Annotated in this window: 22 protein-coding genes; 11 read left to right on the top strand and 11 right to left on the bottom strand. The window is 61.2% G+C overall.

Features of this window, described 5'->3' with window-relative positions:
• Positions 1-23 precede the first annotated feature (23 nt).
• The 5 genes from ACYQ14_RS03190 to ACYQ14_RS03170 are packed head-to-tail and all read right to left on the bottom strand — an operon-like array spanning position 24 to position 4,920.
• Entirely contained in the window at positions 24-863 is an 840-nt protein-coding gene (locus ACYQ14_RS03190; RefSeq protein WP_459884763.1) for an ABC transporter ATP-binding protein, read from the bottom strand.
• Positions 863-1,642 carry an ABC transporter ATP-binding protein gene (locus ACYQ14_RS03185; protein WP_459884761.1) on the bottom strand — a complete coding sequence of 260 codons (780 nt, stop codon included), beginning with the start codon at positions 1,640-1,642 and terminating at the stop codon, positions 863-865. The genes ACYQ14_RS03190 and ACYQ14_RS03185 overlap by 1 nt, the downstream gene beginning before the upstream one ends.
• On the bottom strand, positions 1,642-2,748 hold the full coding sequence (locus ACYQ14_RS03180; protein WP_459884759.1) for an ABC transporter permease subunit: 1,107 nt from the start codon (positions 2,746-2,748) through the stop codon (positions 1,642-1,644). The genes ACYQ14_RS03185 and ACYQ14_RS03180 overlap by 1 nt, the downstream gene beginning before the upstream one ends.
• On the bottom strand, positions 2,745-3,653 hold the full coding sequence (gene urtB / locus ACYQ14_RS03175) for an urea ABC transporter, permease protein UrtB (RefSeq protein ID WP_459884758.1): 909 nt from the start codon (positions 3,651-3,653) through the stop codon (positions 2,745-2,747). The genes ACYQ14_RS03180 and urtB overlap by 4 nt, the downstream gene beginning before the upstream one ends.
• A 1-nt stretch (position 3,654) precedes the next feature.
• On the bottom strand, positions 3,655-4,920 hold the full coding sequence (locus tag ACYQ14_RS03170) for an urea ABC transporter substrate-binding protein (protein ID WP_459884756.1): 1,266 nt from the start codon (positions 4,918-4,920) through the stop codon (positions 3,655-3,657).
• Between the two features lie 723 nt (positions 4,921-5,643).
• Here ACYQ14_RS03170 and ACYQ14_RS03165 point away from each other — a divergent pair.
• The 7 genes from ACYQ14_RS03165 to ACYQ14_RS03135 all read left to right on the top strand — a co-directional run bounded on the left by ACYQ14_RS03165 (position 5,644) and on the right by ACYQ14_RS03135 (position 11,288).
• Positions 5,644-6,126: an urease subunit beta gene (locus tag ACYQ14_RS03165; RefSeq protein WP_459884754.1), complete on the top strand. Its 483-nt coding sequence runs from the start codon at positions 5,644-5,646 to the stop codon at positions 6,124-6,126.
• Positions 6,123-7,829 (top strand): urease subunit alpha, encoded by a 1,707-nt coding sequence (gene ureC, locus ACYQ14_RS03160; protein WP_459884752.1) that lies wholly within the window; start codon positions 6,123-6,125, stop codon positions 7,827-7,829. Before ACYQ14_RS03165 ends, ureC begins: the two co-directional genes overlap by 4 nt.
• Before the next feature lie 118 nt (positions 7,830-7,947).
• A complete protein-coding gene (locus tag ACYQ14_RS03155; RefSeq protein ID WP_459884750.1) occupies positions 7,948-8,361 on the top strand; it encodes an urease subunit gamma in 414 nt (137 codons plus the stop codon).
• Positions 8,362-8,982 (top strand): urease accessory protein UreG, encoded by a 621-nt coding sequence (gene ureG, locus ACYQ14_RS03150; protein WP_459884748.1) that lies wholly within the window; start codon positions 8,362-8,364, stop codon positions 8,980-8,982. It begins immediately after the preceding gene.
• A complete protein-coding gene (locus tag ACYQ14_RS03145) occupies positions 8,979-9,923 on the top strand; it encodes an urease accessory protein UreD (protein WP_459884746.1) in 945 nt (314 codons plus the stop codon). Before ureG ends, ACYQ14_RS03145 begins: the two co-directional genes overlap by 4 nt.
• Entirely contained in the window at positions 9,923-10,561 is a 639-nt protein-coding gene (gene ureE, locus ACYQ14_RS03140) for an urease accessory protein UreE (protein ID WP_459884744.1), read from the top strand. Before ACYQ14_RS03145 ends, ureE begins: the two co-directional genes overlap by 1 nt.
• Complete coding sequence (locus ACYQ14_RS03135) at positions 10,551-11,288, top strand: urease accessory protein UreF (protein ID WP_459884742.1); 738 nt, start codon at positions 10,551-10,553, stop codon at positions 11,286-11,288. The genes ureE and ACYQ14_RS03135 overlap by 11 nt, the downstream gene beginning before the upstream one ends.
• Here ACYQ14_RS03135 and ACYQ14_RS03130 read toward each other — a convergent pair.
• The 4 genes from ACYQ14_RS03130 to ACYQ14_RS03115 all read right to left on the bottom strand — a co-directional run bounded on the left by ACYQ14_RS03130 (position 11,285) and on the right by ACYQ14_RS03115 (position 16,029).
• Complete coding sequence (locus ACYQ14_RS03130) at positions 11,285-11,797, bottom strand: hypothetical protein (protein WP_459884740.1); 513 nt, start codon at positions 11,795-11,797, stop codon at positions 11,285-11,287. The two genes, ACYQ14_RS03135 and ACYQ14_RS03130, sit on opposite strands and share 4 nt — an antisense overlap.
• A 103-nt stretch (positions 11,798-11,900) precedes the next feature.
• Positions 11,901-12,875 (bottom strand): aldo/keto reductase, encoded by a 975-nt coding sequence (locus ACYQ14_RS03125; protein ID WP_459884738.1) that lies wholly within the window; start codon positions 12,873-12,875, stop codon positions 11,901-11,903.
• A 395-nt stretch (positions 12,876-13,270) separates the two neighbouring features.
• Complete coding sequence (locus ACYQ14_RS03120; protein WP_459884736.1) at positions 13,271-13,636, bottom strand: hypothetical protein; 366 nt, start codon at positions 13,634-13,636, stop codon at positions 13,271-13,273.
• Positions 13,633-16,029 carry a penicillin acylase family protein gene (locus tag ACYQ14_RS03115; RefSeq protein WP_459884734.1) on the bottom strand — a complete coding sequence of 799 codons (2,397 nt, stop codon included), beginning with the start codon at positions 16,027-16,029 and terminating at the stop codon, positions 13,633-13,635. The genes ACYQ14_RS03120 and ACYQ14_RS03115 overlap by 4 nt, the downstream gene beginning before the upstream one ends.
• A gap of 144 nt (positions 16,030-16,173) precedes the next feature.
• Here ACYQ14_RS03115 and ACYQ14_RS03110 point away from each other — a divergent pair, with 144 nt between their 5' ends.
• On the top strand, positions 16,174-16,599 hold the full coding sequence (locus tag ACYQ14_RS03110) for an SRPBCC family protein (RefSeq protein ID WP_459884732.1): 426 nt from the start codon (positions 16,174-16,176) through the stop codon (positions 16,597-16,599).
• A gap of 91 nt (positions 16,600-16,690) precedes the next feature.
• Here the strand turns inward: ACYQ14_RS03110 and ACYQ14_RS03105 are convergent, their stop codons facing one another.
• Together ACYQ14_RS03105 and ACYQ14_RS03100 are read right to left on the bottom strand one after the other, a co-directional pair.
• Positions 16,691-17,398, bottom strand: a complete 708-nt coding sequence (locus tag ACYQ14_RS03105; RefSeq protein WP_459884730.1) for a flavin reductase family protein — start codon at positions 17,396-17,398, stop codon at positions 16,691-16,693.
• Positions 17,399-17,424: 26 nt separating this feature from the next.
• Positions 17,425-17,895, bottom strand: a complete 471-nt coding sequence (locus ACYQ14_RS03100) for a VOC family protein (protein ID WP_459884728.1) — start codon at positions 17,893-17,895, stop codon at positions 17,425-17,427.
• A 173-nt stretch (positions 17,896-18,068) separates the two neighbouring features.
• Here ACYQ14_RS03100 and ACYQ14_RS03095 point away from each other — a divergent pair, with 173 nt between their 5' ends.
• From ACYQ14_RS03095 to ACYQ14_RS03085, 3 genes are all read left to right on the top strand, one after another.
• Positions 18,069-18,431, top strand: coding sequence for a winged helix-turn-helix transcriptional regulator (locus tag ACYQ14_RS03095; protein ID WP_459884726.1), 363 nt, complete (start codon positions 18,069-18,071; stop codon positions 18,429-18,431).
• 62 nt (positions 18,432-18,493) lie between these two features.
• Complete coding sequence (locus tag ACYQ14_RS03090; RefSeq protein WP_459884724.1) at positions 18,494-19,087, top strand: winged helix-turn-helix transcriptional regulator; 594 nt, start codon at positions 18,494-18,496, stop codon at positions 19,085-19,087.
• Between the two features lie 365 nt (positions 19,088-19,452).
• Positions 19,453-20,694 carry a LeuA family protein gene (locus ACYQ14_RS03085; protein WP_459889963.1) on the top strand — a complete coding sequence of 414 codons (1,242 nt, stop codon included), beginning with the start codon at positions 19,453-19,455 and terminating at the stop codon, positions 20,692-20,694.
• Positions 20,695-20,853 lie beyond the last annotated feature (159 nt).

Raw genomic sequence — 20,853 nt, 5'->3', positions numbered from 1 at the left:
CTGCCGGCCGCATTTTGTCGGCTTCAGACCGCGAGATACTGGGTTACTGCATCTCGAGAGTCGAGTCGATCCTGGCCGAGTTCGTCGACGATCGTTCCTTTGTCGATCGCGTAACAGCGTTCGGCGAGGTTCTGGACGACGTGGAGGTTCTGCTCGACGAAGAGGATCGTCGTTCCGAGCTCCTCGTTGACCTGCTCGAGATCCCTCGTGAGATCCTGCACGATCGACGGCTGGACTCCCTCGGAGGGCTCATCGAGCAACAGGAGATCCGGATTGCCGATCAGCGCGCGGCCGATGGCGAGCATCTGTTGTTGACCGCCGCTCAGGGTCCCCGCATCTTGCGTACGGCGCTCCTCGAGAATCGGGAAGAACTCGTAGACGGCGTCGTACTGGAACTCGCCGGCATCGCCGTTGATCGTCTCGCCCATCTCGAGGTTCTCCTCGACGGTCAGTTCGGGGAAAACGTCTCGGCCCTGAGGAATGTAGCCCATTCCCGCACGTGCGCGTTGGTCTGCGGTCACGTCGGGAGTCAATTCCGCTGCGAGCGGGAAGAACTCGCCGAGTCGTCCGGGTGCGTTGCTGATCGGCGTCCCTGCTAGCGTCGAAGCGACCCCCTGCGGGAACGCCTCCGCGCGCCAGAACGATTCCCGATTGGCCGTTGCGTCGGCGACCACGGTGTCGTCGAACGTCACTCGACCTTCGTTAATGTCTAACAGGCCGATCAGGGCCTTGACGAGCGTCGTCTTCCCGACGCCGTTTTTGCCCATGATACCGACAATTTCTCCCTGCTCGATCGAGATGTTCACGTCCCTGAGTATCGGCGTTTTCCCGTACGAGACGCCGAGGTGTTCGGTCTCGAGCATCAGTGTTCCTCCCCCAGGTAGATTCGCTTGACGTCGGGATCGGCCCTGACGTCCTCGATCGTTCCCTCGGTGAAGATGCCGCCCTGATGGAGCACCGTCACACGATCCGCGATGGATTCGACGAAATCGATGTCGTGTTCGATCACGATGAATGCGACGCCGTCGGTTTCGTTGATCGACGTCAGCAACTCGGCGATGTCTGCGGATTCCTCGACCGAGAGACCGGCCACGGGTTCGTCCAGTAGCATGAGGTCTGGCTCGAGAACCATCGCCATCCCGATCTCGAGTCGCTGCTGTTGGCCGTGCGAGAGAGACGACGCGACGGTATCGATCTCGTCTTCGAGGTTGCACCGCTGGAGTATCTCCCTGGTGCGTGATTCGTACTCCGAACTCGAGGCCACCCGCTGGAGCGGGATCCGAACGTTCTGGCGGACCGTAAACTCTTGGTAGAGACTCGGCACCTGGAACTTGATACTGATTCCGCGGTCGACCCGTTTGTGGGATTCCAGGTCGGTGATATCGCTCCCGTTGTAGTATATCGATCCGGCGGTCGGCTCGAGCACCCCGGTAATGAGGTTGAGGAACGTGCTCTTGCCGGCCCCGTTCGGGCCGATGAGACAGCGAAGTTCGCCCGCTTCGACAGCGAAATCCACGTCGTCGGTTGCCGTGAGTCCACCGAACTGTTTTCGAAGGTCTCGCGTCTGCAGTATGCGATCGGTTCCGCTTCCCGTTTCGTCGACGGCCTGGGTCGTCTTGACAGTTGGATCACTAGTAGCCATTAATCGGATACCTCCTCTGCTGGTGGTGATTGCTCGGATCGGTCGCGGTTCGAACGCCACTCGCCGACGGCGAGGACGAGGTTTCTGACCCGTGGCGCGATTCCGTCGGGCATTGTGAGGATGATGAGCACCAACAACGATCCGACGATGACGAACGCCCACTCGCCGGTCAGTTGCAGTTCGAGATACTGAATCGCGACGGCGGCCAGGATCGTCCCCGCGAACGATTTTCGACCGCCGATGCTCGCGTAGATGACGGGCATCGTGGCGGCGACGAGTTCGAACTGGCTCGGATTGATGTAGGCCCCCCAGGTGACGAAGAGAACGCCGCTGATACCGGCGATCGCGCCGCCCACCGTGAACGCGGCGAGTTTGATGAACGTCGTGTTGTAGCCGAACATCTCCGTTCGGGCTTCGTCCTCTCGAGTGGCGACCATCGCGTAGCCAAAGCGGCTGTTGACGACCGCGCGCAACAAGAGGTAGGTAACGACCAACGTGAACAAGACGACGTAGTAGTGTGCCACGCCGTCGAACGCGACCCCGGTCTCACCGAACCCGACGGCGAGGTCCTGGGGAACGTTCATTCCGTTGTATCCGCCGAGGTGTGCCTCGCCGATGGTCCACTGGGAACCGGCCGTCTGCTCCATGAACGTGTGGAGGACGAGCGCGACGACGAGCGTAAGTATCGTCACGTAGACGTCGCGAACACCGCCGTAGAACATGAAGTACCCAATCACCGCGGCGAAGGCCGTAGCGACCGCGACGGCGATAATGATCCCCAGCGTCGCGCCAGTGTATGTTGGGATGTTGATCGTCACGATACCGAACGTGTAGCCGGCCACGCCGAAGAACGCAACCTGACCGAAGCTCAGGATGCCACAGAATCCCCAGATGAACGTGAGGCTGACGGCCAGCAGCGCGAAGACCAGAAACTGTGCGGGATTCAACGCGGCGTAGGGCCCGAACAGGATCGGGTAGATGGCAAACAGCAACACGGTGAGCAGAAAGCCGATCCAGAACCCGTTCGTGTTCCCGATGGTGTTCGGCCCTTCGAACGGCTCCCGAAGGCGGCTCGCGAGCGCTCCGATGGACGATCGGACGCTCATTCGTCTTCCCTCCGTTTCTGTCGCCAGTCCTCGAGGAGCCCGGTAATTCCTTCAGGCATAATTCGAATGGCGATGATCGCGGCGATCAGGATCATAATTTCACCGAGGAACGAGCCGCCGATCCAGGTGAACATCGCATCGATCGTCCCGAGAAGTGCGCCACCGAGTGACGTCCCGATGAGCACCGACGGTCCGCCGACAACCACGGTGACGAACGATTCGACGAGGAACTCACTTCCAATCTCCGGATCGACCGTGAATGCCGGCGTGAAGAGTGCGCCAGTTAAGCCCGCCAACGCCGCACCGAGTCCGAACGTCAGCATGTACATTCGGTCGGTGTTAACACCCATCGCGCGTGCCGTCTCGGCGTCTTGCATGGTCGCTCGCGCGCGAAGACCGAACTTCGTCCGGGTGAAAACCCAGTAGAGCACGGCCAGGACGACGAGCGCGATTACCGCGAGGAGAATGCGGTACGTTCCGCTCGAGTACGGACCGTAGCTAATACTCCCCATCGAGAGGCTGACGTTGTTCGTCGTATTTCCGAAGAGGATCCGGGTTAGCTGGATGATCACGAGGCTCAATCCGAACGTGGCAACCATCGAGTCGAGCAGTCGGTCGTACAGGTGCCGGATGACGGTCCGCTCGAGAATCAGTCCGACGACGGTCGTCACGGCCACTCCGGTAACCATCGCGAGGGGGAGTGGCAGTCCGGCGTGAAACGAGAGCGTCGTCCCGTAGGCTCCGATAAGAATAAACTCGCCGTGAGCGAGATTGATGATCCCCATCATTCCGAAGATGACCGCGAGTCCGACGGTCGCGAGGACGAGAAGCCCGAAGCTGTGGGTAAACTCGAAGAAGATTCGCAGGACAACGTACACCGCATCCGGTAAACTATCCGTTGCCATGCTATATCCCGTCGTAGAAGTCGGACGGTTCGTACTGGGTCGTTTCCGATTCCTCGGTCAGGTCACAGCCGACCTCGTGAAGGAACGACGGTTCGATGTACTGCTCTTCGTCGAAGGTGATATTGTGGTCCTCGTCGGAGTGGCCGATACGCATGTGATGGGTCATGTGATGCGTTGCGGGATCGAGCTCGATCGTCCCTTCCGGCGCGTCGACTTCCATCCCGCTCTCGAGTTGGGCGATGACCTCGTCCTGGTCGAACGTTCCCGCTTCTTCGACGGCTTCCTTCCAGAGGTAGACCGAGAAGTAGTTGTTCTGGGCCTCCTGATTGACGTACTCCGCGTCCGGGTACTCGTCGTAGAACTTGTCGGTGAACTCCTCGCTCGCCTCGGTCTCGAGTTCCGGCATGTAGTTGACACCGACGTAAATGTCGGCCAGCCCCGGCGGATCGAGCCGCTCGTGTTCGTACCCCTGGGCCATCGTCGTCGAGGAGCCGATCGGAATGTCGAGTTCGTTGTCCGCACGTTGGTCGTAGAAGTTTTCGTGATCCGAGCCAACTAACATCGACGCGATGAAGTCCGGATCTTCCGCCTGAATGTCGTTGATAGTCGACGCGAAGTCGGTCTCGCCGAGCGGGATCTCCTCGCTTCCGATGATCTCCGCCCCTTCTTCGTCCGCCAGCAGTCGTACCCAGTCCTGGGAGATGTTCCCGAAGTTGTAATCGGCGTTGATGATGTATATCTCGTCGCCGAACTCCTCGATCATCCACGGAATCACGGCTCCGAGCTGTTGGCGGGCCGTCGCACCGACCGGGAAGACCGTCTCGTCACAAACGCCGCCTTCGTACTGAGTCGTATAGAAGTACAGCTGATCGTGATCGTTGACGATCGGTCGAATTGCCTCGCGGTCGGCGCTCGAGTAGGCCGCCCAGAGCGCATCGACCTGTTCGCTGTTGATCGCCTCTCGAGTGAGTTCCTGATAGCGTTCGTTATCCGACTGCGGATCGGGATCGTACACCTCGACCTCTTCCCCGAGGACGCCCCCGTCCGCGTTAATCTCCTCGATCGCCATCAGCGTTGCTTGCCACTTCGATTCGCCGTTCAACGCGAACTCGCCGGAACGATCCTCGAGTACCCCGATAATCGGTCCATCACTGCCGCCACCGCCGCCGAGAAGTCCGCCTTCTTCGATACAGCCGGCGGCTGCACTGACGAGTCCAACCGAGCTCCCAGCGATCACCGATCTGCGGGAAAGGCGCTGTTCACTCATCGGCCTCACCCGAAGAGCTGTCGACAGACACACAAATACAATTATTGTACACCTTATTCCCTGAATGGGCCCACGTTTGTCCAGTAGTCATCTACACCCTGACGAGTTAGAGGAGGTATAAAAGGATTCCCTCAAGATAATACTATATCCTAAGCCATCAGCGGTAGCCGTAAAGTAACAATAAACAGATTGTCTTCCCTTATAATGTGTGCGTATGTTTCGTTTGTACCGCTATATATCGATACTAAAAGAAGACCGGTCTAAAATAACAAGATGTCAAAACCGCTCGATCAGTGCTTTTGGATATTACCATCCTTCCGGGGTTGGCACTCACGGACGTGAACGGCTATTCATCCCCGGTAAGAGGGCAGGTAGGGGATAGACCGTGGTGAGACAGTGCGTCTCCATTTTTGGACTTTTGGACTTGCCTGTTCGGTTCCGCACGATCGGTCTCGATGACCGTTCGCAGACCGGCCTCGATTCAATTCCAATAGTTGATTTTGATATATTTTGGGACCAAATCACACGTACAGTCGTATTCTCCCAATATATGGACGTATATCAGATGTACATCTATTTTTAGTGAGTAGTTACTGTTCTGCCAAGATATGATGGGCAAATATTGTTATTCTAGCGTAGACTTACGGTCTTTGTCTGGTAAGACGGGAGCGTGATGAACGATATCTGGAACGAGCGAACCGAACACTCGAGGAGGCCCCTTCGATGACATCGATGGTTCCCGGAGAACTCCTCCCGGCGTCAGAGCCGGTTACGATCAACGCCGACAGAGCGACGACGTCGGTGACGGTCGAGAACACGGGCGACAGACCGGTTCAGGTCGGCTCTCACTTTCATTTCTTCGAAGCCAACCCCGGGCTGTTGTTCGACCGAAACGAGGCCTACGGCTATCGGTTGAACATCCCCGCCGGAACCGCCATCAGGTTCGAACCGGGCTGCGAGCGAGCGGTCGACCTCGTGGCTATCGGCGGCGACCGGATCGTCCACGGAATGGGCGGCCTCGTGAACGGACCGCTCGATGATGCGGAGATCCGTAGACGTGCGCTCGAGCGCGCCGAAGCGAACGGGTATCTGGGCGTGGAGCTTCCCGCGGAATCGAATGCAGACGGGTCTGGGACGGAAACGAACGGAACCGAAACTGCCGCGAAGGCGGATGACGACGGCGGAGCGTCGGAGGGATCGCAATGACTCGAGAGATGCCTCGCCGGGAGTACACCGACTTGTTCGGAGCGACGGAAGGCGACCGGGTCAGACTCGGCGATACGAATCTGCTCGCGGAGATCGAGACCGACTACGGCGTTCCCGGCGAGGAGGCGGTCTTCGGCGGCGGCAAAACGATGCGAGACGGCATGGGAATGCAGTCTGGGACGACCCAGGCCGACGGAACGCTCGACTGGGCGTTTACAAACGTCGTCATCATCGACCCGATTCTGGGGATCTGCAAGGGAGATATCGGCGTTCGCGACGGCGAAATCGTCGGCGTCGGCAAAGCTGGCAACCCCGATACGATGGACGGGGTCGACATGGTGATCGGTCCGAGCACGGATACGATTCCCGCGGACGGACTGATCGCGACGGCCGGTGCGTTCGACATTCACGTTCACTTTAACAGCCCACAACTCGTCGAACACGCACTCGCCTCCGGCGTCACGACGATGTTCGGCGGCGGTTTCGGCGGCGGGGCGACGACCTGCACCCCCGGACCGCGGAATATCCAGCGATTCTTACAGGCCGCAGAGGAGTGGCCGATGAACGTCGGTTTCTACGGAAAGGGCAACAGCAGTCGGCCGGAAGCGCTCTACGAGCAGGTCGAGGCCGGAGCTTGCGGGCTCAAACTCCACGAAGATTGGGGATCGACGCCCGCGGCGATCGACACCTGCCTTGAGGTCGCCGACGAGGAAGACGTTCAGGTCTGTATCCACACGGACACGCTAAACGAGTCGGGATTCGTCGAGGAGACGTTCGACGCCGTCGACGGGCGGGCGATTCATACGTTCCACATCGAAGGCGCTGGCGGCGGCCACGCCCCCGACGTGCTCGAGCTGGTCGGCCACGAGCACATGCTTCCGTCGTCGACCAACCCGTCGATGCCGTACACGGAGAACACGTTCGACGAGCACCTCGACATGGTGATGGTTTGTCACCACCTCAATCCCGACGTTCCGGAGGACGTCGCGTTCGCCGAATCCCGAATTCGGGCCGAGACACTCGGCGCGGAGGACGTCCTCCACGATACGGGCGCGATCAGCATGATGACCACCGACTCCCAGGCGATGGGACGGATGGCCGAGATGATCTGTCGGACCTGGCAGACGGCCCACAAGATGAAAGCCCAGCGCGGTCCGCTTCCCGCGGACGAGGGAACCGACGCAGACAACGCACGGATCAAGCGATATGTCGCGAAGTACACGATCAACCCCGCGATCACGGCCGGTATCGACGACTACATCGGCTCGCTCGAGCCCGGAAAGCTGGCCGACATCGCCCTCTGGAACCCCGCGTTCTTCGGAATCAAGCCGAAGGCGGTCATCAAGGGCGGATTCCCCGTCTGGTCCCAGATGGGCGAGGCGAACGGCTCGCTGATGACCTGCGAGCCGATCATCGGCCGCGAACGCGCCGGAGCGCAGGGGCGTGCAAAGCAGGCGCTGTCGGTCTCGTTCGTCAGCGAGGCGGCCGACGAGAACGGCGTCGGGGAGGCCTACGACCTGAAAACGCCGGTTCGACCGGTCAGCGGAACGCGCTCGGTTCGTAAAGCCGACATGGTTCGCAACGACCGCTGTCCCGACGATATCGACATCGACGCCCAGACGTTCGAGGTGGCTATCGACGGCGAACACGTCACCTGCGAACCCGCAGAAGAAGTCCCGCTCGCACAGCGATACATGCTCTAGGACGATTTATGAACGAGATTTCAACTACACCGAGAAAACGACAACCGCGGCCCAGCGACGCCGTTGGACGGACCGAAACTCGAGAACGAACAGCGTCCCCGATCGGGGTGGCCTGCCGATGATGCTCTCGCCGAAGGAGATGGAACGGCTCACCGTCTTCATGGCGGCCGAACTCGCTCGGCGGCGAAAGGACCGCGGCGTGAAGCTCAACCATCCCGAAACGGTCGCGTACGTCTCCGATTGGGTCTGTGAGCGCGCTCGAGACGGAGATACGGTCATGGAGATTCGTGCCGAAGCAACCCAGCTCCTCACCCGCGAGGACGTGATGGACGGCGTCCCGGAGATGGTCGACACGGTGCAGATCGAACCCGTCTTCCCCGACGGAACGAAGCTCGTGACGATCCACGACCCGATTCGAGCGGATACGCGCGAACAGCTCGAGGAACTGGACGACTTCGAAGCGCGAGATGAGCACGAGGACCTCGAAGATCCAGACGGGCTCGAGGCAACCGAGCGAACGGAGGTCGAATAAATGGGGTACCGAGACGTTGCAAAGATCGGTATTGGCGGCCCCGTCGGCTCCGGCAAGACGGCACTCGTCAGACACCTCGTCCCGGCACTCGTCGAACGCGACTACGAGGTTGGCGTCATCGCGAACGATATCATGACTCAGGAGGACGCCGACGTGTTCCGGGAATCCTTTGCCGACATGATTCCGGAAGATCTCGTCGACGGCGTCGAGACCGGTGCCTGTCCGCACACCGGAATCCGCGAGGATCCTTCGATGAACCTCGCGGCGATCGACGAGTTCACCGAATCCCATCCGGACCTGGACGTGGTGATCGTCGAGAGCGGCGGCGACAACCTCGCCGCGACGTTCAATCCCGAACTGGCAGACTACTTCGTCTTCGTTATCAGCGTCGCGGAGGGCGAGGATATCCCCCGCAAGCGCGGACCGGGCGTGACCCAGGCTGATCTGCTGATCGTCAACAAGACCGATCTGGCCCCCTACGTCGACGCCGACCTCGACGTGATCGAACGCGACGCGGGAGCCGTCCGCGGGGACGACCCCTTCGTCTTCACCGACTGCAAAGCAGGCGAGGGAATCGACGACGTGCTCGAGCACGTCGAACGCGAGGTGCTGTTCGCGTGAGCACGGGTGCGAAGGAGTCGCGTCGAGGCCGATTTCCGGCGCTCCCGCCCGCCTTCGAGGCGTACGCCGAAGAGTCCTTAGCGCAAGCACCGGCGGGAGGACCGGGGAAGAACGGCCTGCTCGAGGCGACGCTTGCTCGCTCGGGGGAGAATCAGACCCGACTCGTTCGTGACCGCGTCAACGTTCCATACCACCTGACGGGAACCCTCGAGACCGATCCACTTTCGGGGCTCACGACGCTCATCGCACAGGAGCCGACGGGCGGCGTCGCGCAGGGAGATCGTCACCGGATGGAGATAGATGCCCGATCGGGTGCGCGGGCGAACGTTACCACCCAGAGCGCGACGAAGGTCCACAGTATGCGGGCGAACTACGCCCACCTGGACGCGACGCTCGAGGCCAAGTCCGGGAGTTACCTCGAGTACGTTCCGGGGCCGACGATCGTCAACGAGGATGCACGATGTCTGCAGACGGTTCGCGTGGATCTCGAGGACGACGCGATCGTGCTCGTCGGCGACGTCCTCGTTCCCGACGGCCTGAGCGAGCACGAGTCGTTCGACTTCGATCACTACCACGCTCGAGTCGAGGCCGAACACGACGGCGAGTTGGTCTGTGCCGATACGGTCGACATCCGGCCGGACGAGCGAGATCCGCGGGATTCGACCAGCGTCGGTGCGTACGACGTGATCGGCTCCCTGTACGTGTTCGCTCCCGACTGCGATTCGGAGGCGTTGACCGATCGGATTCACGATCGGCTCGAGGGGAACGGTGACGGCGATTCCACGCTCGTCGGCGTTTCCACGCTTCCACACGAGGTCGGCGTCGTCGTCCGAGTTCTCGGCTACCGCCAACTCGACGTGACGAACGCAATCCGAGACGCGTGGGACGAGACGAGACTGGCGTTCTTCGAGGTCGGCATTCCAGCCGACCGGAGGTACTAATGAAGCGAATCGACGGCGTTCTCGGAAACGTCCACGCCGACGACGAGCTCGACCGCGAGCGAGAACGCCACGCGAAAAACGGGACGCTCGAGCGAGTCGTGATCGATGCGGACCGGCGACAGCGATCGCGGTTCCGAACGACGACCGACGCCGGAACCGACGTGGGCGTCGTTCTCGACAAACCGGCGCTGTCGATCGGCGACGTTCTGGTCCGCGAGGACGACCGAATGATCGTCGTCGCATTCGAACCGCTCGAGGCGCTCGCGGTCGAGCTACCAGAGCCGACGGCGGAATCGCTCGCGGCGGCCGTCGAACTCGGCCACCGCGTCGGGAACCAACACTGGGATCTCGCGCTCGACGACGGCGTCGTGTACGTGCCGCTCGAGGCCGACCGCCACATCGTTGAGCGGGTCGTCGTCGACGTCGTGCCCGGATCGACGGTTCGGGAGGTAACCGTCGACGCGGAGTTGTTCGTGACCGATCTCGACGCGGAGCCTGCCGGTGGTGGGAGTTTCGACCACGAGCATACACACAGTGGCGAGTCGGACCACACGCACGATCACGACCGCCACCATTCCCACAACGAAGCGCCAGACCACACCCACGATCACGGTCACGACCACGACCATGGCGACTGATCCAGCGCCGTTCCTGACCGCGCTCCGTCTCTCGGACTCGTTTCTGCCGATCGGGGGCTATACCGCGTCCTACGGTCTCGAGCAGTATCTCAACGAAGACCGCATCGAAGACGCCGACGAGCTACAGGCGATCATCAGGGGCTATCTCGAGCGGATCGTCGGCCCCTGTGAAACCGTTGCAGTCGCGAACGCTCACAAGGCGGCCAGCGGCGAGGACTTCGACGCGCTCGTCTCCGTCGACGAACGGCTTCACGCCGTGACGATGGCCGAGGAGTTTCGCGAGAGTTCGACCAAAGCGGGCAGACAGCTGTCCGAGCTCGTGCTCGTCGACGGGGATCGAATTCGAACGGATGAGTCGACTGATTCAGGGAGCGGTGAGCGGTCGTTCGAGCGAGTGTACGCCGAGGCGATCGACCTCGGCGAGACGCCCGGTCACTATCCGGTCGTGTTCGGCGTCGTCGCCCAACAAAGCGGATTGTCGAGGCTCGAGGCTTGTCTCGCACAAGCGTACTCGTTCGTCACCGGCGTCCTCGGTGCGACACAGCGTCTGGGCCGGTTCAGTCACACCGATATTCAGGCGATACTGGCCGACCTCCTTCCGATCGTCTCGGACATCTGCGAGCGACACGTTGACGACGACATCGCCGCGATGGCTTCGTTCGCGCCGCTCACCGAGATAATGGGGATGCGCCACGAGCGTGCCGGGCGGCGCCTGTTCATGAGCTAGCGGCGAGTATCATCGGTGTCTCGAGACGTCGATCCGCTGTCGTCTGGCGTTCCGCGCCAGCTCCAGAGGCCGACGACCACCAGGGCCACCGCGAGCACGGCGATGAGCGTTAGCGTTTCGATATTTCCGGTCGTGAAGCCGGGCGAGGACGCGATCCGTGTCTCCTCGAGCATGAACACCGCTAACAGGAGGAGCCCGAACAGCGATGCGATCGCCACGCCGATCCCCTCACGGATCATCCATTGAAACTCCTCGGCGTCGGTCTGGGCCGCCGCAGTGTGATCTTCGGGTGCCTCGCCGGCTTCATCGTATTCCGTGTAGGCGGTGTCGTCCCAGGACGTTCCGAGGAATCCGATCACGTACGACAGGGTCGCTCCGCCAATCATGATGACTGCGAAGGTCGCGATCGCCATGACGGCGTTTTCCGGTGCGAGAAACACGGTGAGGACCGCGGCACTGACGACTGAACCGCCGAGCATCACGAGGAATCGTTTTACCGGAGTACTCATAGGGCTCCTATGTCGCCCAACAGTATATTGGTATCACCCTGCGAGAGGCGTTGAAGGACCGATTCTGAAGATATCAGGCATTTAGACGGCTCTGGACACAATTTTAGGAGTGGCCGGAGACGGGCACAGGCTCGTAGGGTTCTTCGAGCCACTCGAGATCGGACGTCGAAAGCGAGATCTCGAGCGTTTCGACGGCTTGCTCCAGGTGCTCGACGCTGGTCGTCCCGATGATCGGCGCGTCGACCCAGTCCTTGTGGAGCAACCAGGCCAGCGCGATCTGGGCCATGGTTACGCCTTCATCGTCGGCGAGTTCCCGAACCCGCTCATTGATCGTCGGTCCACCTCCGTCTCGGTAGGGATGTTCGTACATGTGCTCTTCCGTTTCGCCGCGCGTCGTCGCGTCGATATCCTCGTGGGGTCGCGTGAGGTACCCTCGAGCGAGCGGCGACCACGGGAGGACGCCGACCCCCTCTCGCTCACAGAGCGGAAGCATTTCGCGCTCCTCCTCGCGGTAGACCAGATTGTAGTGGTTTTGCATTGTAACGAACCGGTCGAGTCCGAGGCTGTCGCTCGCGTGCAAGGCTTCGGCGAACTGGTGGGCCCACATCGAGGATGCACCGATGTAACGGACCTTCTCGCGTCGAACCGCGTCGTCTAGTGCCCGCATCGTCGTCTCGATCGGTGTCTCGTCGTCCCAGCGATGGATCTGGTAGAGGTCGATCGTCTCCATGCCGAGGCGCTCCCGGCTGGCGTCGAGCTCCTGTTCGATCGCTTTCCGGGAGAGTCCGCCCGACAGCGGATCGTCCTCGCGCATCTGGAAGTACCCTTTCGTCGCGACGACCGACTCCTCGCGGTAGCCCTCGAGCGCGTCGCCGAGGATCCGCTCGGATTCGCCGTACGAGTACATGTTCGCGGTATCGAAGAAGTTGATACCCAGATCGATCGCGCGGTCGATGATTTCGCGGCTCTGTTCTTCCTCGAGGACCCACTCACGCCAGTCGCTCGAGCCGAAGCTCATACAGCCCAGACAGAGGCGGCTGACTTCCATTCCGGTGGTACCGAGTGTCGTGTACTCCATGGGTCGGGGTACGGCGGACGGGGAAAAAACAGTACGCCCGCCGGCATGCAGTTCGAAGACAACATATTGATACGGTTTTTAGCCCGAACGTCTTCTAACCCGATATATGACGAAAGAACAAAACGGCCAAAACACGGACCGTGACGACGACGGTGGAATCGTCTCGCTGATCAAGAGCGTGTTCAACCGAGACTAAGACTCGAGGTATCGGCCGTTTCGTTCGATCGCTTCATTTTTGCGCCCGTACTACGAGCGGCCTCCGCTCGCGCGTTTTTGGCGCTGTCGGTTTTCGATTCCAGCGGCGATTCGGCCATGTGAATACATAAAAGATAACTCACATATAAAATTCGATCTGCTAGCACGCAGAAAGGATACGTCGCTGTTTGCAAAATCTGCTATACGACTCCCCGTACCAGCGATCCGAACACCGGGAGCCCGAACGCGCTCCCGACGGTGATGTAGACGATCGGCGTCATCTCGAGGAGCGCCCACGCCGAACTCCCCAGCGTTAGGGCGAAGACGAATAGAACGACCGCTCCGAACGCGACCCCGTTCGCGACAGCACGGCGAAGCGTCGGTGCAACAAGTCCGAGCAAGGCTCCGCCGAGAAGGAGTCCGAACCAGTGAATCGAGGCGACGACGAGGCCGATGACGGCGGCGACGGCGACTGCGGAAACGTGAACCAGAGGTTCGTTCCGGATCCGGTCGAGTACCTCACGCGCCCGTTTCGTCCGGCTCCGTACCGAATCCGCTCCGTTCATGCATCTTCCTCCACGAACTCGAGTTCGTGTTCTCCCTCGATCGTTCGATCCATCGGTTTGTACTCGCCGTTTAGCCACGGTTCGAACTGGTCGTCGTAGTGTGGCGAAAAGAAATCGCCCGAGTTGCCACCCGCCACAATCCCCGACGCTTCGCCGCCAGGTTCGGCGACCATTCGCCACCCGCTACCCACGGCCGACCCGACGCGGTAGTTCTTGACCGTCGCACTCGAGCCGTCCGCGGCCATCTCCTCGTAGTTCAGGAAGCCGGCTTCGACGCCGAGGGGATGTTCGATCGCCCTCGTCGTGTTCCAGTCGCCGTAGCTCTCCCAGTCCGCGTCGTCGATCTCCTCGAGTGCTGCCTCGAGCGCCTCGACCATCGCCCGTTCCCGGCTGGTCTCCGCAAAGAACTCGCTGTCTTCGGGAAGTGTCGCGAGAATCCAGTCGCTCGGGTAGTACGACTCGTCGAGATTGGCGTCGCCGAACTGGGGCTCGAAAGTGACGCGCTTGAACTGCTCGAGCCAGCGCGCGAAGACGAGCGCCATCTCCGACTCTCGGTCCATCCGGTACTCCCACTCCTCGAGGAGTTCGGCGGTCTCGCCGAGGTCGTCGGAGAGATCGGCGGTCGAGCTAGTCGAATCGAGCGCCTCGAGCAGTTCGGGAACCAACTGCGAGGCGCGGCCGTCGACGGTATCCCGCTGTAAATCGCGGTGATCCTCCGGGTCTATCGGCTCGCCGTCGTCGACGCGTTCGTTCAGCACGTCGTAGATGCGATGTCCGCGGTACGGGTCCGCGTACGCGGTACCGACGTAGTGCTCGGGGTCGTCGACGACCCGCTGGTTGGCCGTCGCCAGCACGTCCGGATCGACGACGTGGGGTTTCTCGTCGAACGGGACGAACCCGTCCCAGGAGGACGTTCCGTAAGGCGTGTATCCGTCCCACTCGCCTTCGCCGGCGGAGCCGTCGAAGAGCCGATTGCCGTCCACGACCTCACCGTCGGTTCTGCGGATCGGAAGCCGACCAGTCATCGCGTACAGCGTTCGTCCGTCGGCGTCCGCATAAACCGCGTTCTGCGTCGGCGCGTCGAACAGTTCGAGCGCCTCGAGCGCTTGCGCTACGCCGTCGCTTCGCCCGAGGTCGTAGATCGCCTCCGCCGTCCGGGTCGCCGAGAGGCCGGTCCAGGCGACGCCGACCGTCTCGCCCTCGCGCTCGATAACGGGGCCGTGGATCGTCTTCCGAATAGTCCGCGCCCGATCCTCGCCGCCGGCAACCGGAATATTTCGTTGTTCGGTCTCGAACTCGCGCCACTCGCCCTCGTACCTGTATCGGTCGCCGGCCTCGTCTATCTCGTACTCGTAACAGTCGAGGACGTCCGCACCAACGTTGGTGAACCCCCACGCGCCGGCGGCGTTGGCTCCGATAATGACGAACGGAATACCGGGAAACGTCACCCCGCGGATCGACGCTTCGGGCGTTTCGACGTGTTGTTCGTACCACAGCGCCGGGGTCATCAACGCGAGGTGCGGATCGTTCGCGACGATCGGGGTTCCACTCGAGGTGTGTTCGCCGGAGACCACCCAGCTGTTCGAACCGACGCCCGGCGGGGATTCGAACCGGGAGAGCCACGCCGTGACGGTTGCACCGACCGAGCTTGAGCCGACGGAGGTGGTGTCGTTCGACGACGCAATCCCGACATCGTCTTCGTCTCGAATAATCGGCGTTTCGTGGTCCATCCGGTCAGGGAACAGCTCCTCGACGACGTCCTCGCCGAGACGGTCCGCGACGATCGCTCGCCGAAGTTCGTCGAAATTGCCCGTCAGATCCCAGGCGATCTGCTTGTCCATCAACAGCGAATCGACGGGCGTCCACTCGCGGGGAGCATAATCCAACAACCGGAACTCGAGTGGAAGGTCCTCGCGCTCCATCGCGGCGTTGACCCCGTCGGCGTACGCCGAGAGCATCGTTCCAGCCGTCGTGTCCTCGAGTTCGTCCCACGTCGCCTCCGCCGCGCCGAGGAAGTCCATGGAGACGTGAAACTCGTCGCCCTCGAGGAGGTCCTCGCCGACGACTTCCGAGAGCCGTCCGCGCATCGACCGCCGCTGCAGGTCGAGTTGGAAGAGACGGTCGAACCCCTGCACGTAGCCGACGGCGTAGTAGGCGGCCTCCTCGTCGTCGGCTTCGACGTGCGGAACGCCGTGGTCGTCGACGGTCACGTCCGCGTGGCCGTACGGGCTCCGTACCGACTCCGAAAGGGTTCGATCCGCAGACTCCCACACCTCGCCGGACAACGGCGCGAAGTCCTCGAGAAGGTCGTTCGCGGCCGACAGCGAGAGTCCGCCGACGCCGAGGGCGAGCGCACCCGCGAGGACGTGTCGCCTCGAGATCGAATCTGTCACGTTCGTCTATTTTGATTAGTGAGTGATAACTTTCCTGTTCCCGGAGCGGTGACCGACGCACACGAGGCGAAAACCGATCATCGATATGAATTATCCATCTCACGAACACCGAAACCCAACTTCCCTCCCGTCGTAGGGGTACCCATGACCCAACTCCGAACCGTCAGCACGTCGCGCGGCCCCCGCCTCGAGGCGTCTCACGTCCTCGAGGCTGATCCCGACGACGCCTGGGACGTTCTGATCGATACCCGGCGGTGGCTCGAGTGGGCACCGACCGTGACCGACGTCGAGGCGAGCCACCGGCGAATCGAGGAGGGGACGACGGGCCGCGTCCGGACCGCTCCCGGAATGTGGCTGCCGTTCACCATCACGTCGTGTGACCCGAGCGAGCGACGATGGACGTGGAACGTCGCCCGGCTCCCCGCGACCGGCCACCGTGTCGACGACCTCGAATCCGGCCGCTGTCGAATCGCATTCGAGCTGAATTCTCTCACATCCGCCCACGCGCCGCTCTGTCTGCAAGCCCTCGAGCGAATCGACGCCCTGCTCTCGAGCGATTCCGAGCACTGACTCGCAAACGCGACAAGGATGGAAACGGTGATTCGACGGACAAGCGGAAAATGAACGCCCAACTGTGTTGCAAATGCTCGCCGGCGAGCAGTCAGGGCGGCCGCTCGAGTCCGAACCGATCTTGGGTCGTCGCGTACATGCTCCCGGCGAGCCGACCGACCGCGTCGACGTTCGCGACGTCGATTTTCTCGTCGTCGCCCAGCAGGTCCCGGTCGAGGTGAACGTACTGGACCTCGCCGAGGACGAGAACCGAACCGCCGACCTCGATCGTTTCGTGGTGGGTACACTCGAAGGCGGCTTTGGCGTCCGCAACCCTCGGCGGCTCGACGGTCGTCGACGCCGCACGCTCGAGCCCGATGTGGTCGAACTCGCTTTCCTCGGCGGGAAGTGTCGCGGCCGTCTCGTTCATCGGTTCGACGACGTCCTCGGTGACGAGGTTGAAGACGAACTCGCCCGTTTTCTCCACGTTTTGCGGGGAATCCTTCTGGTCGTCGACCGGTGCGAACAGCAAGATCGGCGGACTGACGGAGGCGACCGTCGAAAAGCTGTATGGCGCGAGATTGTCGACGCCGTCGCTGCTGGTCGTCGATACCCACGCAATGGGACGGGGAATAACGACGCTCGAGAGGACGCGGTAGAGCGATCCCTCGAGCGTGTCCACGTCGATTTCGACGGACTCGGTTTCGATCGTTTCGTCGTCCGTAGATCGCGCTCTATTGTCGTCCGTAGATCGCGCTCTATTGTCGTCCGTAGATCGCGCTCTATTGTCGTCCGTAGATCGCGCTCTATTGTCGTTCATGGAACGTGTTCTGTCGTCGTTCACCGTTAGCTTTCCTGTGGGTCGACGAACTCGCTTCCGGGTTCGTCCTCGTCAGCAGTAAAGCCCGGGCCCGCGGTGGCCAGTTCGAACACCAGGCCGTCGGGATCGCTGAAGTAGATGCTCTTGAAGTACGTTCGGTCCCGAACCTGCGAGACGCGGACGCCGTGGTCTTTCAGGTGTTCGCGCCACTCCAGAAGCGTCTCCTCGTCTTCGACGCCCATCGCGAAGTGGTGGCTCGCGCCGGGTCCCGGCTGCCCTCGCGAGTTCGGGTACTCGAAGTAGGTCACGTTCGTCCCCGGTTCGCCCTCCGGCGTCGACGAGAAGTAGTAGTGGAGCGTCCCCGGATCGTCGTAGTTCTCGGTCATCTTGACCGTGTGGAAGCCGAGGACCTCCTCGTAGAACTTCCTGGTTTCGTCCATGTCGGTACAGATGTTCGTCACGTGGTGCAAGCCCGTCGTGGGTGGTGTTTCGGTCATTGTGGTGCTCTCGGTACCCTTCCTGTAGTCGGTTTATCCCCAACTCGCCAGCCGTTGGCCCGATGGCCTGTGCATGCAGAGTCTACAGCCGTCAGGGCACTAACCTCGTGTTAGCTGGTTCGTTCCCGAACCCCTATACGCTTTCGAGGCATACGGGTTACCAGGTAATCACGATGTCACCCGCTCAAAAACACTCTACGGCCGAGGAAGTGAACGCCGAAGCGTGTCCAGTCATCCAATCGCTCGAGCAGATCGGCTCGCAGTGGCGACTCGCCGTCTTGCACGACCTCCTCGAGGGCGAGCGTCGCTTCAACGAACTCAAGCGCTCGACCGGCGCGAACGCCCGAACCCTCTCTCGAGTTCTCGACGACCTCGGGGAAACGGGCTTCGTCGATCGCCGCATCGAAGAAGACGCGCCGATCGCGACCTACTACAGCCTCACGGAGAAGGGCGAATCGCTCGAGCCGGTCTTCGAAGAGATCGATTGCTGGGCGAGTTCGTGGCTCGATCTCGAGGACGGCGCGCTCGCGGACTGAAAACGGAAAATCAAACAGCGGCCGCGGGGAACGCTAATAAGAACCCGTACACTATCTCCGATATGCGCTCGCTCGACGATATCGACCTCGAGATTCTCCAGCTCCTTTCGGACGATGCTCGACGACCCTATAGCGACATCGCGAACCACGTCGGGTTGACGCCGCCTGCGGTCTCAGATCGAGTCGACCGACTCGAGGAACAGGGCGTGATCCGCGGTTTCACCGTCGATGTCGATCAATCCCGACTCGAGCAGTCCCTCCCCGTCCTGATCAAGTTGCAACCGAAACCGGACGCGGTCAGTAACGTGTACGAGTCAGTTGCCGCGTTAAAGGAGGTCGAACACGTGTTCGAAGGCCTCGACGGGTCGCTTGTCGTCTCCGCGACGCTCCCCGAGACGGACGTGCGGTCGTGGCTCGAGTCCGGACTCGACTTGACGCGACTCGTCGGATACGACGTGACGGTCCTCAATCGCTCGAGTCGATCCCTCGGCGTTTCGGCGACCGGATTCGCGCTCGAGTGCGTTGTCTGCGGGAAAGAAATCGCGGGCAACGGCGTCACTGCGAAGGTCGATGGAGAAGTCAAACAGTTCTGTTGTTCGTCCTGCGAGTCGCGGTACGTCGAGCGGTACGAAACTCATCAGAACGCGCTCGAATGATATCCTAGATCGAATAGATCTTGAAATAAGATCTCGGAGAACACATCTGGAAGGACTTCTTGGAAGAAGGAAACATATGTCTTGTTTTGGTCTCCAGCCAGAACCGTTACTGCCCGAACGTTCATCCGAGACCGCGCGCGAGCGCCAACCCATTTTAATTCGACGATCGTGGGGAGAAATTTGTAACTCAACAGGGTGTGGCCTGCTCGAGTCCCCGGAGTACTACTGTAGCATATAGGGATATTGTGAAGTGTATTAGGACGTTGATGTCTTGCGATTCTTGACTCCACGCCGAGTGACACGCTCACAGGTGACGGCGGAAAAGCGGCCACAGCGTTACCTTTATATATCACGTCGCACGTCGGATTCTGATACAATGTCTTCACCAGACAACGGCTCTGATACCAGTCAGGGCGGTCGAGTTCTTCCAGGGCACGTTAGATTCCACTGAAGAAATCGAAACTGCACGAGTCTTTGATACGACGCTCAGGGACGGCGAACAGTCCCCTGGAACGTCGTTTTCTTACGACGACAAGCGCCAGATCGCCTCGATTCTGGACGAGATGGGCACCCATGTGATCGAAGCTGGGTTCCCCGTCAACTCCGACGCCGAATTCGAGGCAGTCCGGGATATTGCTTCGGCCACCAACGCGACGACCTGCGGGTTAGCCCGCGTCGTCGACGGTGATATCGAAGCAGCACTTGATTCCGGCGTTGAAATGGTTCACGTCTTCGTGAGCACGAGCGATGTCCAGATCGAAGATTCGATGCACGCCACACGAGAACAAGTCGTACAGAACGCAGTCGAGTCGGTCGAACGCGTCACGGACGCGGGAGCAACGTGTATGTTCTCCCCGATGGACGCGACGCGAACCGACGAACAGTTCCTGATCGACGTGATCGAAGCGGTCACCGAAGCAGGAACCGACTGGATCAACATTCCCGACACCTGCGGCGTCGCCACGCCCGGCCGATTCCGGGCGATGATCGAGAAGGTGTGCGATCACACCGACGCACGGATCGACGTCCACGCCCACGACGACTTCGGGCTGGCGACCGCGAACGCGATCGCCGGCATCGAAGCCGGAGCCGATCAGGCGCAGGTTTCGGTCAACTCCATCGGTGAGCGAGCGGGTAACGCGGCCTACGAGGAGTTCGTCATGTCCGTCGAATCCCTCTATCAGGTCGATACCGGTATCGACACGACTCGAATCACCGAACTCTCCGACATCGTCGAGGAGAAAAGCGGGATGGAGACCCCGGGCAACAAGCCGGTCGTCGGCGACAACGCCTTCTCCCACGAGAGCGGGATCCACGCCGCAGGCGTCATCGAGAACTCCGATACGTTCGAACCGGGCGTCATGACCCCCGAAATGGTCGGCGCGGAACGCAAACTGGTCATGGGCAAACACACCGGCACCCACTCGGTCCGCGAGCGCCTGCACGAGCGCGGGTTCGATCCCACGGACGAGCAGGTTCGCGCGGTCACTCGACGGGTCAAAGATTACGGCGCCGAAAAGCGCCGCGTCACCGTCAGCGACCTCGAGCGCTTCGCCGAGGAAGCGGATATCGAGCGCACACAGGACAAAGAGGAGGTGCGCGCCTAGGGATGTTCTCCCTGTTTGCAAGCGTTCCCGAGCATCGGCTACGGGAACCATCACGTCCGAACAAGACGCAGAAGAGTTATGACGCTCGAGATAGCTACAGTCGAGGTAATGAGGTCACGCACACAGTTGGTGGTCAGTGCGGTCGACACCGGCGTGTCC

It is taken from the genome of Halostagnicola bangensis (genome assembly GCF_054653435.1).
This window is presented reverse-complemented; position numbering and strand designations above follow the sequence as displayed.

Excerpts from the sequence above, each read along its gene's own strand:
- ACYQ14_RS03190 (WP_459884763.1), bottom strand. The coding sequence starts at position 863 with ATGCTCGAGACCGAACACCTCGGCGTCTCGTACGGGAAAACGCCGATA.
- ACYQ14_RS03185 (WP_459884761.1), bottom strand. The coding sequence starts at position 1,642 with ATGGCTACTAGTGATCCAACTGTCAAGACGACCCAGGCCGTCGACGAA.
- ACYQ14_RS03180 (WP_459884759.1), bottom strand. The coding sequence starts at position 2,748 with ATGAGCGTCCGATCGTCCATCGGAGCGCTCGCGAGCCGCCTTCGGGAG.
- urtB (WP_459884758.1), bottom strand. The coding sequence starts at position 3,653 with ATGGCAACGGATAGTTTACCGGATGCGGTGTACGTTGTCCTGCGAATC.
- ACYQ14_RS03170 (WP_459884756.1), bottom strand. The coding sequence starts at position 4,920 with ATGAGTGAACAGCGCCTTTCCCGCAGATCGGTGATCGCTGGGAGCTCG.
- ACYQ14_RS03165 (WP_459884754.1), top strand. The coding sequence starts at position 5,644 with ATGACATCGATGGTTCCCGGAGAACTCCTCCCGGCGTCAGAGCCGGTT.
- ureC (WP_459884752.1), top strand. The coding sequence starts at position 6,123 with ATGACTCGAGAGATGCCTCGCCGGGAGTACACCGACTTGTTCGGAGCG.
- ACYQ14_RS03155 (WP_459884750.1), top strand. The coding sequence starts at position 7,948 with ATGATGCTCTCGCCGAAGGAGATGGAACGGCTCACCGTCTTCATGGCG.
- ureG (WP_459884748.1), top strand. The coding sequence starts at position 8,362 with ATGGGGTACCGAGACGTTGCAAAGATCGGTATTGGCGGCCCCGTCGGC.
- ureE (WP_459884744.1), top strand. The coding sequence starts at position 9,923 with ATGAAGCGAATCGACGGCGTTCTCGGAAACGTCCACGCCGACGACGAG.
- ACYQ14_RS03135 (WP_459884742.1), top strand. The coding sequence starts at position 10,551 with ATGGCGACTGATCCAGCGCCGTTCCTGACCGCGCTCCGTCTCTCGGAC.
- ACYQ14_RS03130 (WP_459884740.1), bottom strand. The coding sequence starts at position 11,797 with ATGAGTACTCCGGTAAAACGATTCCTCGTGATGCTCGGCGGTTCAGTC.
- ACYQ14_RS03125 (WP_459884738.1), bottom strand. The coding sequence starts at position 12,875 with ATGGAGTACACGACACTCGGTACCACCGGAATGGAAGTCAGCCGCCTC.
- ACYQ14_RS03120 (WP_459884736.1), bottom strand. The coding sequence starts at position 13,636 with ATGAACGGAGCGGATTCGGTACGGAGCCGGACGAAACGGGCGCGTGAG.
- ACYQ14_RS03110 (WP_459884732.1), top strand. The coding sequence starts at position 16,174 with ATGACCCAACTCCGAACCGTCAGCACGTCGCGCGGCCCCCGCCTCGAG.
- ACYQ14_RS03105 (WP_459884730.1), bottom strand. The coding sequence starts at position 17,398 with ATGAACGACAATAGAGCGCGATCTACGGACGACAATAGAGCGCGATCT.
- ACYQ14_RS03100 (WP_459884728.1), bottom strand. The coding sequence starts at position 17,895 with ATGACCGAAACACCACCCACGACGGGCTTGCACCACGTGACGAACATC.
- ACYQ14_RS03095 (WP_459884726.1), top strand. The coding sequence starts at position 18,069 with ATGTCACCCGCTCAAAAACACTCTACGGCCGAGGAAGTGAACGCCGAA.
- ACYQ14_RS03090 (WP_459884724.1), top strand. The coding sequence starts at position 18,494 with ATGCGCTCGCTCGACGATATCGACCTCGAGATTCTCCAGCTCCTTTCG.